The sequence below is a fragment of the Agarivorans sp. JK6 genome, assembly GCF_045277145.1.
GTDB classification, from domain to species: domain Bacteria; phylum Pseudomonadota; class Gammaproteobacteria; order Enterobacterales; family Celerinatantimonadaceae; genus Agarivorans; species Agarivorans albus.
In genome coordinates, this window is sequence record NZ_CP113525.1 from 4,178,457 (window position 1) to 4,195,007 (window position 16,551).

The following is a 16,551-nucleotide window of genomic DNA, read 5'->3' on the forward strand; positions in this document are numbered from 1 at the left end:
AAAATGCGTAATAAAAGATTAACCTGATGTTTGTATTATTTTTTTATAAAACATCATAGCAAGGAAGCAAACATGAGCCCACGGCTGATTCTCCCCCTCTCTCTACTCTTGTTAACTAGCCCGCAAATATTAGCTAAAGATGAAGCATCTTCAGCAGCTTTGCCCTATCAAGTGTTAACGAGCATGGAAAATGGCACCGAAATCCGCAATGGTGGATACGGATCTGCCATGACCGCCCATCCGCATTTGGCCGATCACTTTTATGCCCTTACCGATCGTGGCCCCAATGCCAAATACCAAGGGCCAGAAGGCAAAGGCAAGATCTTTCCAACACCGGAGTACACACCACGCATTGGTTTATTTAGTTTTACCAATGGTGAGGTAAACCAAGTAAAAGAAATTTTGTTGAAGGACCCAAATGGCAAATTAATTTCTGGCTTACCAAACCCCAAAGGCATGGGCGATACCGGTGAAGTAGCCTACGCTAACGACAAGTCGGTACTAAAAGCCGATCCTTTTGGTTTAGATAGTGAAGGCTTAGTTGCCTTAAAAGATGGCAGCTTTTGGGTGAGTGATGAATACGGTCCGCATATTGTTCATTACAGTGCCACTGGTGTAGAACTGGAGCGTATTAATCCCTTTGGCACCGGAACTGGCGGCAGAAAGCTACCTGCGGTATTGGCGAATCGTCGTGCTAATCGCGGAATGGAAGGCTTGGCAATTAGCCCAGACGAGAAAGTATTGTTTGGCATTATGCAGTCGACACTTTACAACCCAAGTAAAAAAGCTATCAGCAACAAAAACCTCACTCGCATCGTAAGCTTTGATATCGCTAGTGGTAAAACGAAGCAATACCTTTACCAGCAAGAAGCAAATAACCTTTCTAACTCAGAAATTGTCGCCTTAAACCAGCAACAGTTTTTGGTCATAGAACGTGACGGTGGATTTGCCGGTGCTAGTGGCAAAAAACAGGCGAAATACAAACGTATTTATCAAATAGATTTAAGCCAAGCCACCGATGTAAGTGGCGATGTAGACGCCGAGCTAGGATTAACCTTTGCAGGGAAAACCCTCGAGCAAATGAGCTGGCAAGAAGTCGCACAACAAGGGATTAAGCCAGTAACAAAAACCTTGGTGAATGATCTATTGGTAGATTTGCCCAGCCCCTACCCTCACGACAAACTGGAAGGCTTGTGGCTGCGCGCCAACAATCAGCTAGCGGTGCTTAATGATGATGATTTTGCCGTAGCGGCGAAAGGCGAGCATGTTATCCAAAAGATACTACCGGCTAATCAAACTATCGATCGCAATACCTTGTATCTATTGAAAGGCCGATAAGCCAAAGCGCCCGGAGTACTTTTATAAGTGCTCTGGGCGCTTTATGTTTAATGCTGGTTTTTTAGCCGAACAGCACCTTCTTCAGAACATTCAATTTGTATAAATAAAACAGCCATCTACACTAAGGGTGTAGCAGAAAGGAATCGCTCGTTAATGGTTGTTGATGGACTCACCTATTTTATTTTAACCACTTTAGTCACCGTGGTGTCGGCAGTGGTGCTCACCCTTATTCGGGTATTTCATGGGCAAAAAACCGCGCTAGATTGTTGGATTATGGCCTCCTACACTCAAGTGTGTGCCTTGCTGGTTGTGCTACTTTCCAGACAACCCTCGGCCACGGAGTTGTTGTTACAAAATACCTTATTTGCTGGATCATTCCTGCTTATCGTTGCGGGTCATCACCATTACTTAAAGCAGCGCTTTAACCGCAACTTTCTGTCGATAGGGCTGTTATTGTATTGCGCACTGATGTTTTACTTCATCTCGATTGAGCCTTCTAGCCAATCTCGTATTACCTTATTCTCAAGCACCCTTGCGCTATGCTGTTTCTACTGCGCCTATCTGTATTTTCGCTATTGGCGTCAGCAACACAATCATGCCTTGTGGCTGGTCATTGGCATGTACTTATTCTTTGGTACTTGTTTACTGCTCAGGGTTTACATCACCATGCAACATACGCCGCAAAACCAGGGTTTATTGCTTGGCGTGCCTACCTTGCTCTCGTTAGCCATATTCGCTGGAAACGCGCTGCAAACTTACGTGTTTTACTTTTTACTGCATTGGCGGCAAATCATTCAATTAGAACAGCTCGCCAATTACGATATCACCGGCGCAATGCGTCGCAGCTACTTTTTAAAACAACTAGAAAAAATGACCAAGCGCGCGCAATTTTCTGGTGGTGAAATTAGCGTTGTGTTTATCGATTTAGACCGTTTTAAAAGCATTAACGATGACTACGGCCACGACAACGGCGACTTAGCCTTAATGCATTTTTCAGAGATAGCCCTAGACAACCTGCGTGTCGGCGATTTATTTGGCCGTTTTGGTGGCGAGGAGTTTGTAATAGCGCTGAACGGAGCCAACGCACAGCAAGCTAATGCACTAGCAAACCGGATCCGCATTCAACTCAATCAGCAAGCGCTAAAAACCAGCAAGGGTAAGCTCTACATGAGTGCCAGCTTTGGCGTAGCGTCAAACTTAAAAACTCAAGATTTATCCAAACTTATTAAACAAGCCGATGAAGCAATGTACCAAGCCAAACGCCAGGGCGGAAACAAGGTCAAGGTGTACGCTCTAAATGAAAACACCAGCAGTTAGTTGAAATATTTCACTACTTTAGCTTACCAATTCCACTTTACCCGCTAAGCATTTCACCATACTCTTTAGTAAAACCTAGATAGCGCGACTATCTTAGCTAATCATGCAACAAGGAAAAATAATGACCATAGGGGTAGGTGGCAGTTCAGCCAGCGAACAGTTGGCAGCATTAAGCAATATGTGTAGCGACATAAGTGGAATTAGTAAGGCCGAATACCAACAGCGCCAGCAACGAGCATGTGAGTTAATGCAACAACAAGGCATAAGCGCTATTTACTTAAACGCCGGCACTAACTTGTATTATTTCACTGGATTAAAGTGGAGTGCCAGCGAGCGTATGGTAGGAGCGTTGTTAAGTGCCGATGGTCAACTGCACTATATTGCTCCGTATTTTGAGCAAGACTCTTTAAACGACTTCATGCTTGTTGATGCCCCCTTCCATGGCTGGCATGAACACCAAAGCCCTTATCAGTTGTTTTCAACGCTATGCTCAGATTTAAAACTAAGCGGCACCATTGCAGTCGACTCCAGTGCAGCGTTTTTTTTAGTAGACGGTCTGATTAAAGCGAACCCTGAGTTAAATTTTGTAAATGGTGATGTAGTCACTCAAGCTTGTCGCGCCATAAAATCAGCCGCCGAAATTGCCTTATTGCAACGAGCCAAAGACATGACCTTGGCGGTACAAAAAGCTGCGGCTAAAATTTTGCGCCCTGGCATTAGCACTAGCGAAGTGACCGAGTTCATCCACCAAGCCCACCAACAGGTAGGCGCTAGCGGATCATCTTTTTGTATTGTTTTGTTTGGTTTAGCCAGCTCATTTCCACATGGCGTAAAAAAACCGCAAATCTTGCAAGAAAACGATTGGGTACTCATTGACACCGGCTGCCTATTGCACGGTTATAACTCAGACATAACCCGCAGCTACGCTTACGGTGAAGCGACTGAACAACAACGTAAAGCTTGGCAAAGTGAACATAAAGCGCAACAGGCCGCTTTTAATGCCGCGCAACCTGGCGCTAGCTGCGCCAGTGTAGATGCTGCAGCTCGCCAATCGTTAGAAGCGGATGGCTATGGGCCAGAATATGCGTTACCTGGCTTACCACATCGCACAGGGCACGGTTGTGGCCTAGACATTCACGAAGGGCCTTATTTAGTAGCAGGCGATGAAACCCTGTTAGCCCCTGGCATGGTGTTTAGTAACGAACCGATGTTGGTGATCCCCGAACACTTTGGCGTTCGCTTAGAAGATCATTTTTATATCGGCGAGTCAGGGCCAGTTTGGTTCACCCAGCCAAGTCCAAGCATCGATGACCCTTTTGGCTACCAAACAGCTTAAATAGCGCTACCAATAAACCAAGCAGCTTACCTTAGCCACTTTTAATTTTTGGGCTAGGGTGGCTGTTACGAAAATCAGCTTCCAAAAAATTAAACATTTTGACTAGGTAGGGATCAAAAGCTTTCCCGCTTAAGTCGTTAATAATTTCCTTCGACTTCTCAAAGGAAAAAGCCGGTTTATAGGGCCGCTCCGACATTAAGGCATCAAAACAATCCACTAAACTAACGATTCTTGCCTCAATAGGAATCTCTTCACCGGCAATTTTTTGTGGGTAGCCTTGCCCATCCCAACGCTCATGGTGACCGCGAACAATGTTTTCGGCTACTGGGCTTAACTCAAACTCTCTTAATAGTTGATAGCCATTATCCACGTGTTGCTTCATCACTTCCCACTCTTGCGCATCAAGCTTACCCGGTTTGCCAAGAATCGCGTCGGGAGTAGAGATTTTGCCGATGTCATGCAAAGAGGCAAATTGATGTATATCCTCAACCAGCTGCTTATCTAAACCAACATGCTCCGCCATAAGCCGAGAATAATCGGCCACCCGTTGCACATGGCTACCGGTTACCGCGTCGTCATTCTCATGCAAGCGCTCTAACATTTCTGTTACCCCTTCTAGCACCTTATGCATTTTGGCTTTTTGCAAGCGTTCCTCTATCCGGTTTTGCAGATGTTGGTAGAAATAGCATGCAAGCAAGCATATTAAGCTCGCTACAAGCAAAGCTGCCCACCATTGGTAGCTCCTTGTTAACACGCCTAAATTAGAGATAGGCTGGGTTAAATGTGGTAAATAATTATGTTGATAAGCCACAATAAGTTGTGCGCCCATCATTACCGGCTGAACTGGGCTATCTAGGTTTATTTCTGCGGCTAAACTATCGTCGAAATAAACCCGCTGGTGGGCCAAGCGCTGAACTTGAGATTCAATGAAAAGATCGTCACAACTCAACTCTGCACAATATAAACTCGCCGAATTTGGGTGGGCCAAAAACTGCTGGCGCTCATCTACAATGTAAAACCTTAGCTGCTCGGGTAACAAGCTAGCTAACTGTCTAAGCTCTTGTTTCACATCGTAATTAAACATCAAACTACCTAGATATTGGCCGCTATCTAAATGCATTATCTTTTGCGCAATGCGCATCACCGGTCGATAAGGCCGCTCAATCACCCCATAATCAACGTTTAAATCCACCGGAGACAAGTAGCTATTGCCAATAGCAGTGCTACTTAATTGCTTAAAATAGTAGCGCTGAGACTTATCCTGAAGCTCTATATTGCTTAAACGCACTGGCACACCTGCGCGATTCACCAGCTTGAATACCTCTTGCCCTTCTGGATTAAACAAACGCGTTTGCACCACGGTTGATTTACTTTGCATTAGCTTGCTAAGCAACTCCGCGACAACCTCATAGTTGCCACTATCTAAAGCTTTGGGCACCATCGAAAGTTCGGCAAAGTATTCTAGCTCTTGGCGGTGTTGCGTTTCGGTATGCTTAATTAAGGCAGCAACGGCGGCAGCGCGCTTAGCGACACTGCTGGAAAGCTGATTCACTGCTGCGTTATGTTGGCTCAGCAAGCTCATGCTGGTTAAGCCCATAACGACCCCAATAAATAAGGCACTGGCAATAAGATAAAGACTTAAGCGAGACATAATATTCCCTCCTACAACTCTTTAAACTATGGTTAATTTTTATACAAACCACCAGCAATTGATGAATTTATATTTAATTTTTCAGGTTTTTTACAAATACAATTAATTGCCGCTGCAGTAAGCTAAGTTTTTTGGCGCTAAAAGGATCCCGCTATGCAACAGCAAAGCCTACTAAAATGGCATTGTTTCGAAGTAACTCGCGAGCAGCAACGCTTGCCCAATCAACAGCAAAAAACCATCACTACACTTCGCCACCCAGGTGCAGTGGTAGTGCTAGCGATTAATGATGCGGGCAACATTGTTATGGAGCGCCAGTATCGCACTGCCATTCAAGACTGGTTGGTGGAACTCCCTGCGGGTACCATAGAAGCCGATGAACAAAGCGAAGATGGAATACTAGCCTGTGCTAAACGCGAGCTGCAGGAAGAAGTTAATTTAGTCGCCGAGCAATGGCACAGCCTTGGTAAACTATATCCGGCGCCGGGCTTTTGTGACGAGATACAGTATTTGTTTTTGGCCAAGCAGCTTTCGCATCAAGCAGGTCAATGCGACGAAGATGAGTTTATTGAAGTATTTGAAATGAGCAGTGCAGAGTTTGAAAAAGGCATCGTTAATGGAACCATCAACGATGCCAAAACCATTGCTTGTTATAGCCGCGCTAAGCTTGCGGGTTTACTCGACTAAACGCTGGTAAGCAGTTTACTGGCTTTGTTAATTGGAAATAACTTGTCATACGCCAGGTTATAAAAGTATGCAAAAAACAAGTAATAGATGATCATGGCTGCGTCCATAATCAGCGCATCTAGCAAACTAACATTTAGCCACCAAGCCATTACTGGGATAGTAATAACTAACAAACCTAACTCAAAACCAAAAGCATGAAATATGCGTTGCTTTTGGCTTTTATCGCTATGCCCTTGGCGTTTAAATAAGAAAATATCAAACCAGCGATTGTAGAAATAGTTCCACGCTGTAGCGATAACCGAAAAAAACAAACCCATCGCGCCAGAATGCATTGGGTCTACCCCAAACAGCACAGCCAGCAAAGGCATAGCTCCCAATAGGCCAACTAACTCAAAACCTACGGCATGACGAATTCTATCGGATGTTTGTCTCATGCTTATCTCCAGTTCGATTCAATAAGGCTATTTTATCGGTATACGATTCCCTATACTGGAACAGAATGCATGGTATTTTCCGCAAACAGGGAAAAGTTATGGACAACTCTGATTTAGACAGCATTGCCACAGGCAGTTTTGAATTTAAGGATATAAACGAGCGCGAATATCGCTTTATGCAAATCGACCGGATCGAGTCATTGCTAGCCTATTGCAAACTTAACCGTAATCAACTGGCCAAGCTAAGCGGCATTTCGAAAAGTGCCCTTTACAACAAGCTAGATAAAGACGGCAACGCTAACTTTAGCCAGATTGAATTGTTTAAAATTGCCAAAGCATTAGATCTGAGTGTGGTGTACTTATTACCGCTATCTCAACATGAGCGTGATTTAGTTAAAGGGCCACCAATTCCAGCCAGCAGCCTGCGCTTTGTTGACGATATGCTGGGTGCGCGGCGCGACGATATAGAGTTTTTACACGGCGTGCATAAGCTGTTTAAGGAATACATTCAACAACGTAAAAACTAGCCAATTGTGAAATATTTAAGAATTGGAGCGCTAAGTATCAGATTTACTCACCAACAGCCAAGCGCTCTACCAAGCCCGAGCGCCGCTGGGTTTTATTCCTACATGCTGCACTTATGCTCTCGACATCGGCATATAAACTAAAGGTACTTTTTGCGCGGGTGATTGCGGTATACAACAACTCTCGATTTACCAACGCTTGGGTAGCTGGCGGCAGCAACATACACACCTGTTTAAACTCACTGCCTTGGCTCTTGTGTACAGTCATGGCGTAAACACTTTGGTGAGCAGGCAAGCGACTAGGTAATAACCAGCGTAAACCAATGGCGGATTCAAAAGCCACCATTAGCTGGCCATTTTCATCTTGCGCACAAATACCAATATCGCCGTTGTACAGCTGCTGCTCGTGATCGTTTTGCTCAATCATCACTGGCCTACCGGCATACCACACGCTATCGGCATGTTTTGGCTGCGTAATAAAACCTTGCTGGTTTAGCCGTTTCTCGATGCGTTGATTAAGCCCAGTCACACCCAAATCACCATTACGAAGTGCAACTAAAAGCTGAAACTGATGAAACTTGGCAAACACCTGCTCCATCGGTAAACCTTGGCGCAACGCCTCTAAATAGGGCTGATAAGCCTTAGCGCTTTGCCCAAGCAAGTGCTGGTAGCTGTCTTGATTTAGCGTTTGATAGGGTAAGTCTTCGCGGCGTGATTCCAGCAAAGCCATGGTTTGTTTAACTTGGCCTTGGTTTACCGCAGCTGCCAACAAACCGATCCCTGAATGAGCATCAAAGCGATAGCTTTTACGCAATAAACACAGCTTATCAGCTATGGGTAAAGGCTGCTTAGCTTGCCAAGCACTTAAGTTAAAACCACTGCTGGCTTGCAAATTATCCAGCAAGGTTTGGCTGTAACCCTGCTCGATAAAGGCACATAAATCCCCCAATACTGCTCCCGCCTCTACCGAAGCCAGTTGGTCCTTATCACCCAACAATATAATACGCGCCTGTTTGGGCATGGCCGCCAGTAACTTCACCATAAGTGGCATATCAATCATCGACGCTTCATCCACCACCAATAAGTCTAAAGCTAAGGGATTGTCGGCATGATGACGAAACTCCGCCCGCCCAGGTATAACACCCAAAAGACGGTGAATTGTAGAAGCTTGCTCAGGGATAGTTGCGATAGTTTGCTCGCTCGCATTAAGCTGCTGTTTTGCGCCGATAATGGATTCACTCAAGCGCGCGGCAGCTTTACCCGTTGGTGCAACCAGCTGAATGTTTAACGCCGCTTTTCCTGCACTTAGTTGTAAATCTTGTAATAAGGCGAGCAAGCGCGTCACGGTGGTGGTTTTACCGGTGCCCGGCCCGCCACTAATCACTAGCCGAGGCTGGTAACAAGCTTGTAAGGCTGCCAGCTTCTGCCAGTTTATCTTGCTGGCATTAGCAATTTTAGCGACTAGGCTTTGCAGTTCTGATACTTGTTCAATATCAGCAAGTTTGCTCAAGAACTCGGCATTATTAAGCAAATTCGCGTCATTTACATCCAAATATTGCTGGGCATATAAAGCCATCTGTTGCGGACTATAAGCGGCTTTAGCCTGTAATAACATTTGCCAGTTAGGGCTAAACAATTGCTCCACTTGCTGTTGTATTTGGGCTAAGGGGTAATCACTGCTAAGTGAGTGTTCACCGAAGTAATCAGCAATTTGCTGCTCATAATTCCAATATCGATACAAATATAAGCGCCCATACTGCAATACCAATGGCTTAGCATCTCTGGATAATTCGGCTTGCATTATTGCCGCTGAAGACCCAAGTTGCGCTTGCCAAAACTCAGGCTCTAGCGCGCCCGCAAGTGGACAAGCGCCCAATTGTTCACAACGCTTGGCTAGGCTAGGCATATCGATACAAACATGGCCGGCTTGTAATTCATTACTTACCAGCGCGGCTGCCACCATCAAAACATCTGCCTGGTCGCTGCTTGCAAACGACTTAGCAAAGTGAAAATCTAAGGCGCTGATTTGTCCCTGCAGTTTTAACTGATGAAGCCAATCAGTAGCGCTTAGGAGACTAGTATCATTAACCTGTAAACTAGTCATCATTCGCCTCCACATGATTTAGCTGCACTAGTGTTTGATTAAGATCTTGCCCGGCAAATAACTGATCAAGGTACTCAATAAATTGCGGATCTGGCCGGCTAAAATACACGCCATTACGCTGCTCGTTTTGAGCGGTTTGACTAGACATATCACCGGCCATTCCACGCAAAAATAAGTAATAAACCCCGCCAAAGTGCTGCTCATAGTCGTAGTCAGGTATTCGTTGCCCCAACCAACGGTGTAAGGCCAAACTATACAGCTGATATTGGAAATCGTAGCGATGCTCAACCATAGCATCCATCATTGCCTGTTGTTGGTACTCACTTACTTCTGCACCTAGGTAATTCGACTTATAGTCCAATACGTAATAACGACCATCATGTTGATACACTAAATCGATAAAGCCCTTTAACATGCCTTGCACACTAGCAAAATCCAAAGGTTTAGCTTGGCGACTTAATGGGTCGAAATATTGAATTAGCTGATTAACTTGATTGGCTTGCAAGTCTGCAATTGGCAAGAAAAACTCCATTTCTACCAAGCGTTGCGCGGGGCTTAGTTGGCTTAAACTATATGCAGCAGTGCTCCCAGCATCATCCAAAGGCGTAGCACACACTTGTTGGAACATATCAGCCAGTGGCACTAACCATAACAACTCGCCTTGGGCGTCCAACTGATTATAACTAGAGGCTTGCAGTAAGGGCGCAATAGCTAGCTGAATACTCGCTAAATCGGCTTGAAAATCCACTTCTTCAAACAATAAGTGCAAAAAAGTACCAGCCTCTGCGCCACGAGGAAAATCAAAAATAGTCAGCGTTTGCGGCTGTTCAACTTGGCTTGGCTCAGCACTTAAACCTTCTGCTTCATCTAGCCATGCCATATCACTACTGGCATCAAAGCCTGCGCCATGGCCTTGCTGGCGACTAAGCGCAGAATAACTGGTTAGCCACCAGTTTCGATTAAGCTGGGTAGTAAATGGCCTAGCAGCAAAAGTTTGCTGTTCTTGATTTAGCGGGCTATATGGCGCAAGTGTTTGCTCACTCACCGATTGCCAATTTACGCAGGGAAACTGAGCCAAATTGTCCAAAATAGCGCTAAGCGCGCCAGCAGGTTGTGGCTGATTTTGTTGCAACAAGTAGCCTAGGGCGCTTTGATGCACGTCGGTATCACCTTTTTTGGCGTTACCTTTTTTCAGATCTGCCACACCTAAATAACAGCAATACACCGCCCGAGTCACCGCCACATAAAGCAAACGCAAGTCTTCGGCCAAACGCTCTTGGCTGGCAGCCTCCATAGCTTGCTCACTGCCATTTAAATCGAGAATAAAGCGCTCGCCTTCGTGATAAAGCGCTTCGCTCGCTTCGCGATAACCCAAAATAAACGGCAACATCACAATCGGATATTCCAAGCCCTTACTTTTATGAATAGTGACAATTTGCACCAAGTTCGCATCACTTTCTAAGCGCAGTTGTTGGTCGTCGGCATTGCCATCGGGCTCGAGTAGTTGCTCGGCAAACCAGCGCATTAACGCAGCTTCACCATCTAACTCGGCGCTCTGGTTTTGCAGTAACTCAGCTAAATGCATCAAGTTAGTAAGTAAGCGCTCACCATAGTTATCGTTTTGGCTGATCCAGCGCTCGCTAATGCCACGTTGGCTCATCCAAGAATAAAACATTGCCAGTACGCCTTGCTTATACCAAAGCTGTTGGTACTCGCTGTACTCTTGGGAATAGCGTTGCCAGCTGCGCTCATCGGTATTTAGCTGGTCCAACTCGCTTAAACCTAAACCTAAGATTTTACAGGCTAAAGCTGCGCGTAGTTTTCGGTCATTATGTGGTTCTTGGCAGGCTAATAACTGCAAATAAAATTGATAGGCTTCGGGGCTTTCAAACACACTATCGCGGTTAGATAAGCTGACACTGGCAATGTTTTGTTTAGCCAATGCCGCGGCCACTTTTTCGCCTTCACGGCGAGTGCGCACTAACACCGCGATATCGCCCGCTTGCACTGTTTTTCCACTATCGCCTAGAGTTGCACGCCCTTGTTGCCCGGCTTCTAACAAAGCCTGTATTTGCTGGGCACACTGTAGCGCTTGGCCAACAAGATAATCTTCGCCGCGCACAAATTCTGCGTTTTGCTGATACAAAAACTGCATGGCTGCCTGTGACTCGCCGTTTATAACTAAACCACTCAGCTCTGCTTTAGCCGCATTCACCGGGATGAACTCAATGGCATCGTCAAAAATAAATGGCCGAGCATGGCACTCAAACAACTTATTGCAAGCGTTCACCATCGCGCCAGTAGAACGCCAATTGGTTGGCAGATTGTAACGCGCGCTAACCTTGTTGCGCGCTTGCATATAAGTGAAAATGTCGGCGCCACGAAAGCCATAAATCGCCTGTTTAGGGTCACCAATTAGCATTAATGCGGTATCGGGCCTATCAATATAAAGCTGAGAAAAAATCTGATATTGCTGAGGATCGGTATCTTGGAATTCATCAATCATCGCCACCGGGTAAAGCTCGGCGATTTGCTTGGCTAGAGCCTCTCCCTGAGGGGCATTTAGCGCCTTGGCCAAACCCGCCAATAAATCATCAAAACTTAACAACTGCTGTTGTTGCTTGAGTTCACTAAAACGCTGACGGATTTGCGGCAACAACTGAGCTAACAGCAAATTTTTGATGTTTTGTTCTTCTGCAAACAAGGTTTCTATCGCGTTAAACGCCGGGTGCTGTGGCGGCGTACCTTTAGCTTTTACGCCATTGGCTAAATTCTCTGGCGCGAACTTAGCCAAAGCCTCGCGCAATGGTTTGCTTAAAAAGTCACTGTCGGTTGCGGCGTCTGCAAACTGGTTAATTAAGCCCAACCATTTTTCGACCGAAGCTTTACGAAACTTATTGCCATTTAATGGCGCAGTTGCAATAAGTTCGGCAATTTCTGCCGCAGCTGGTTTCCAGAGCTGTTTAAAGGCATCAATGCGATTAATTTGTTGCGCAAAAAAGCGTTCTAAATCTTGCTCTTGCGGCACTCCTTGTAGATCAAAATGGCTTTGATTTAACAAGCCGCCCAGCTCTTGATGTAAGTCGTAAGGGCTGGCCCAGCATTGCACTATTCGCCCCACTAAAGGCACCGATAAGGGATAAAAGCGCTGACGCCAACAGTCTTGCACCGCTTGCAAACGAAGATGAATTTCATTGGTAAGAAACTCCATTTCAAAGGGCAAGCCCGATTCGAAAGCATGTTGCTTCAACATGCGTTGGCAAAAACCATGAATGGTAAACACCGCCGCCTGGTCCATGTTCTGCTCTGCCAACAACAAACGTTGCGCCGCCTGCGGGTGGTCGTTAACCTCATCTAGCAGCTGACTTATAATAAAATCATCGCTTTGGCCTCGCAAAAAAGCAATTCGCGCTTGATGAATTTTCTCGCGAATTCGCCCTCGCAGCTCCTGCGTAGCCGCTTCGGTAAAGGTAACCACCAATATCTGCTCAATAGTGAGCGCTACGCACTCTCCAGCTTGGCTAAAAGCTTGCTCTGGTTGACGATAATGCCCTAGCAACAAACGCAGCACCAAAGCACCAATGGTGTAGGTTTTACCTGTACCGGCACTGGCTTCAATAAGCCTAGAGCCATTTAAGGGAAAGGTGAAAACATCTAAGTTATTATTGGTCGTGCTGCTCTGCTGAGTAGCTTGGTTTAGATTAGGCACCAGCAAACTCCTCTAGATGAGCTAACAAAGGGCCAAGCAATGCTTGAGCACTGGCTTCGAACTGCGGCCAAATGGCTTCTAAATCATTTAGCTGAGCTTGAATATACGGATCTGCGCCTTCTGCCTGAGCAAACGGCCCTCCGTTAAACTGATTGCGTGCCGCGCGCCTTGCTTTATCTAGATTGGCCTCGCTGTATTCAATACTGCCGGTTTTCTTGTCTTTACATTGGCTTATCCACTGCCAAGCGCTTTCGATAGGTAGCAATATCGGCTGGTGTAAACCTTGTTGTAAGTGGCTTAGCCAAAGAGCTAAATACTCTTTTGCTTGTTCGGCACTTAATGGCGAAAGCTGCCAAGCCCCTTTACGACCAAGCACATAAGAGCTAAGCGCTTGCTCTGGCAAACTGGCGTGAAACACTAAGTGCCACAGCCAAGCAGCAAGCAAATCTTTACCTCGAATACTGCCCGGTCGATAACTCACTAAACCTTGTGCGTATTGGTGCTTTAACCAAGCCGACAAACGACACTGCTGCAAACCATCCTCAAGCGAATACTCTAGATCTAGCGCTAGCTGCTGGCGCTTAACTAGCCCTCCCGCGAGTAAGGGAAATAGCGCATCGGCCAAAGGTTCAAGATCTTGCCATTGCTGCTCAAACGATACCTCTCCAAAACCACCATGTGGCAAGCTACCGGCAGCATGTAACAGCGCAAATTGCTGCTTTTTATCTGCCTTGTTTAGTTGCTGTTCGAGTAAATATTGCTTAATAGAGAAACCCGCTAACCCTTCTACTAAAAAGGGTTCGGTTTCTTCTAATTGCTCATTTAAGCGCGGAAAACTCACTTTTAAGCGCCGCTGATAAAAATAAGCGATGGGCGAGCGACTAAAAGCAAGCAACTCGTCCATTTCAATATCCGCTATGTAACCTTCATTGATCAGCGCTTCCTCTATCGGCTCGGGCGCTTTGCTTTGTTGCTGGGCTGCTACAGCCGGCAGCCAACGCTGCGCATAACTAAACTTATCGCTTTGGTTTTGATAATAATCGCTCGAAAAAGGTTGCAAAGGATGCTCACAACTAAGATGCGTTAATAAACGTTTGGCTGATTGATCCACATTTAATTGTTGGTCACCTTGTAGCACGCAGCTTTGGCCAATGTAATCACATAGCTCAGCCACCAACACCGACGGCGTTTGTTCACTGTTATCCTTGGCACTATGGGCAATATAAGAGATATATAAAGTATCTTGGGCGGCCAGCAATGCTTCTAAGAACAAATAGCGGTCGTCATCTCGGCGGCTACGGTCGCCACGTTTAGCAGGATTTTGCGCCATTAAGTCAAAGCCCATGCTAGGCACGGAGCGCGGATACTCACTGTCATTCATGCCCAATAAACACACCACTTTAAAGGGTATAGCGCGCATTGGCAGTAAGGTACAAAAGTTAATTTGCCCCGCCAAAAAGCGTTGACTACCACGCTGGGCATTTAGCTGATTGCGACAATAATCCAAAATAAGTTCAGGGCTGATAAGCTCCATAAAACCGCTACTGCTGCATTGCTCTACGAGGGTTTCAAATAGCTTATGCAGGCGCAATTGCTCGGTTTCGTCATCACTATCAAAGCTGTAAATATTGCTGAGCAAATCTTGCAAACGCAGTCGCCATTGCTCGGCGTTAACCGCGCTCAACAACTGTTGCTCTAGCAACATTAGTTGGTCTATAAAGTCGGCTAACTTGCCCACTGCTAAGGCAATTTTCCCTTGCACCTCATCATAGGCTAGCACCCCTTGATGTAAACCCGCATCACTGGGCATCGCATAACCCAACAGCATCCTCTTAAGGCCAAATAGCCAAGAGTGAGTTTCATCTTCTGGGGCCTGCCAGCGGCTGCGGTCACTGCCATCTAGCCCCCAACGCACCCCTGCTTCTCTCACCCATTGGCGCAGCGACTTAAGTTCATCTTCAGCCAATTCAAAACGACGCATAATCGCCGGTACTTCTAATAACGCCAAGAGCTCTGCAGCAGACTTGCGTTTTTGTGGTAGCGCCAATAGCTCCAAAAAGCTTAACAAAACGGGGTTTTCTTGAGTGGCACTGCGATCTGAAATAGCAAAAGGCAGGCGCGTTTCAGCACTGGTGCTGCCAAACACCGCCTGAATCATTGGCCCATAACGATTTACATCGGGCACCATTACAATAATATCGCGGGGGTTTAGTTCTGGATCTTGCTCAAACATCGCCAAGAGTTGATCGTGCAATACTTCTAGCTCTCGGCGAGGGCTATGGCAAAGATGCAGCTGAATACTGGTATCATTTAAAGCTACTGGACGTTTCTTTTCACTACTATCAAAATATGTATAGTTAATGGGGTCTCGTAAATACAAGATGTCGTCTTGTATTAACTTCAATATCGGAGGAATCGTGTGTGCATTATTCTCTGGAAAATTGTCGTCAAATGAAGTGAAGTCATTTTTTTCAAGCAGATGCAGCATATCAATATAGTCACGGCCTAATTTCCCCATAGAAGATAACAAAGGGTTACCGACACTAAGTAACTCGGACTGCTCTTTAAGTACTGTACGAACATCTTTTATATCCCCCCAATACTCTTTTGAAGGGTTAGTTAAAAACAAGTGGATGTCAGTATGTAAGGCTAAGGCATCTAAAGCTTCAACATAAGCAGGCGGTAAAGCCGAAATACCAAAAATAAACACCTGCTCAGGCAAGCCTTCAGGCACGGCACTGGCCACTCGCAACTGTTCAACAAAGTCGATATATAAGTTGCCCCGATGATAAGGGGAGTCCATAGAGCTTACCGTGTCGTCGACCAAGTCACGCCACAAAATAGGCTGCCAAGGCTGGCTTTCGCTCACTTCGTTTAAGTCATCACCCGTTTCCCATGCACTAGTCCATTCGCTGCGATACACCAAGTATTGGTCGTAAATGTCAGCAATTTTTTGTGCCAGTTGCCAAAGCTTACGACTGTCAACTTCCTCACTTTCTTGCTCACCCAACAGATAGTGCTTTAAGGCGTTAAATGCTGGCTCTTGCAAACGTTGCGGCAACAAGCGCATTAATCGCCAACTCATGGCTTCTTTATTAAAGGGACTTTGCTCGGGAACATCTTGCAGAACTAAATGAAACATTTGCCAAATAAAGCTAGCAGGCAGGGGAAACGCCACATTTGCCACAATGCCTTGTTGTTCGGCTAGCTGCAGTTTTAACCACTGCGCCATGCCAGGGCTTTGTACCAAAATCTGTTGCTGAGTAAACGGACTATCAGGAGTCTGTAAACTCATTACTGAGCTCAACATTTCCCTTAATGAACTGAGGTGATTACTTTGATAAAGATATAACAAGAAGGCTGTTCCCTTGAACGAAGCAGCCTTTATTGTGCCAGAAAAAAACGCTTAAAAAAGTGTTGCTTAAACGATTTTCACTGGATGGCAGCAGTTAGC

At 45.8% G+C, this 16,551-nt stretch carries 10 protein-coding genes; 5 read left to right on the forward strand and 5 right to left on the reverse strand.

Going from position 1 to position 16,551, the window contains the following annotated elements; all coding sequences use genetic code 11:
• Positions 1-72 precede the first annotated feature (72 nt).
• From OV592_RS19275 to OV592_RS19285, 3 genes are all read left to right on the forward strand, one after another.
• A complete protein-coding gene (locus OV592_RS19275) occupies positions 73-1,338 on the forward strand; it encodes an esterase-like activity of phytase family protein (protein WP_406609683.1) in 1,266 nt (421 codons plus the stop codon).
• A gap of 153 nt (positions 1,339-1,491) precedes the next feature.
• Complete coding sequence (locus OV592_RS19280; protein WP_406609684.1) at positions 1,492-2,655, forward strand: GGDEF domain-containing protein; 1,164 nt, start codon at positions 1,492-1,494, stop codon at positions 2,653-2,655.
• A gap of 121 nt (positions 2,656-2,776) precedes the next feature.
• The gene (locus OV592_RS19285; RefSeq protein WP_406609685.1) at positions 2,777-3,991 is read left to right on the forward strand and encodes a M24 family metallopeptidase; all 1,215 of its coding nucleotides are present in this window, start codon (positions 2,777-2,779) and stop codon (positions 3,989-3,991) included.
• Between the two features lie 31 nt (positions 3,992-4,022).
• Here the strand turns inward: OV592_RS19285 and OV592_RS19290 are convergent, their stop codons facing one another.
• Positions 4,023-5,642 carry an HD domain-containing phosphohydrolase gene (locus tag OV592_RS19290; RefSeq protein WP_406609686.1) on the reverse strand — a complete coding sequence of 540 codons (1,620 nt, stop codon included), beginning with the start codon at positions 5,640-5,642 and terminating at the stop codon, positions 4,023-4,025.
• Between the two features lie 153 nt (positions 5,643-5,795).
• On the opposite strand from OV592_RS19290, the gene OV592_RS19295 reads away from it, so the two are divergent.
• Positions 5,796-6,326, forward strand: a complete 531-nt coding sequence (locus OV592_RS19295) for an NUDIX hydrolase (protein WP_221075031.1) — start codon at positions 5,796-5,798, stop codon at positions 6,324-6,326.
• Here the strand turns inward: OV592_RS19295 and OV592_RS19300 are convergent.
• Complete coding sequence (locus OV592_RS19300; protein WP_220720096.1) at positions 6,323-6,760, reverse strand: PACE efflux transporter; 438 nt, start codon at positions 6,758-6,760, stop codon at positions 6,323-6,325. The genes OV592_RS19295 and OV592_RS19300 overlap by 4 nt on opposite strands.
• A gap of 98 nt (positions 6,761-6,858) precedes the next feature.
• Here OV592_RS19300 and OV592_RS19305 point away from each other — a divergent pair, with 98 nt between their 5' ends.
• Positions 6,859-7,287: a helix-turn-helix transcriptional regulator gene (locus OV592_RS19305; protein WP_016402295.1), complete on the forward strand. Its 429-nt coding sequence runs from the start codon at positions 6,859-6,861 to the stop codon at positions 7,285-7,287.
• Between the two features lie 43 nt (positions 7,288-7,330).
• On the opposite strand, the gene recD is transcribed toward OV592_RS19305, so the two are convergent.
• Genes recD through recC form a run of 3 tightly spaced genes read right to left on the reverse strand, consistent with a single transcriptional unit; the run spans position 7,331 to position 16,452 of the window.
• On the reverse strand, positions 7,331-9,391 hold the full coding sequence (gene recD, locus OV592_RS19310) for an exodeoxyribonuclease V subunit alpha (RefSeq protein WP_406609687.1): 2,061 nt from the start codon (positions 9,389-9,391) through the stop codon (positions 7,331-7,333).
• Entirely contained in the window at positions 9,381-13,097 is a 3,717-nt protein-coding gene (gene recB, locus OV592_RS19315; RefSeq protein ID WP_406609688.1) for an exodeoxyribonuclease V subunit beta, read from the reverse strand. Before recB ends, recD begins: the two co-directional genes overlap by 11 nt.
• Positions 13,090-16,452: an exodeoxyribonuclease V subunit gamma gene (gene recC, locus OV592_RS19320; RefSeq protein WP_406609689.1), complete on the reverse strand. Its 3,363-nt coding sequence runs from the start codon at positions 16,450-16,452 to the stop codon at positions 13,090-13,092. The genes recB and recC overlap by 8 nt, the downstream gene beginning before the upstream one ends.
• Between the last annotated feature and the right edge of the window lie 99 nt (positions 16,453-16,551).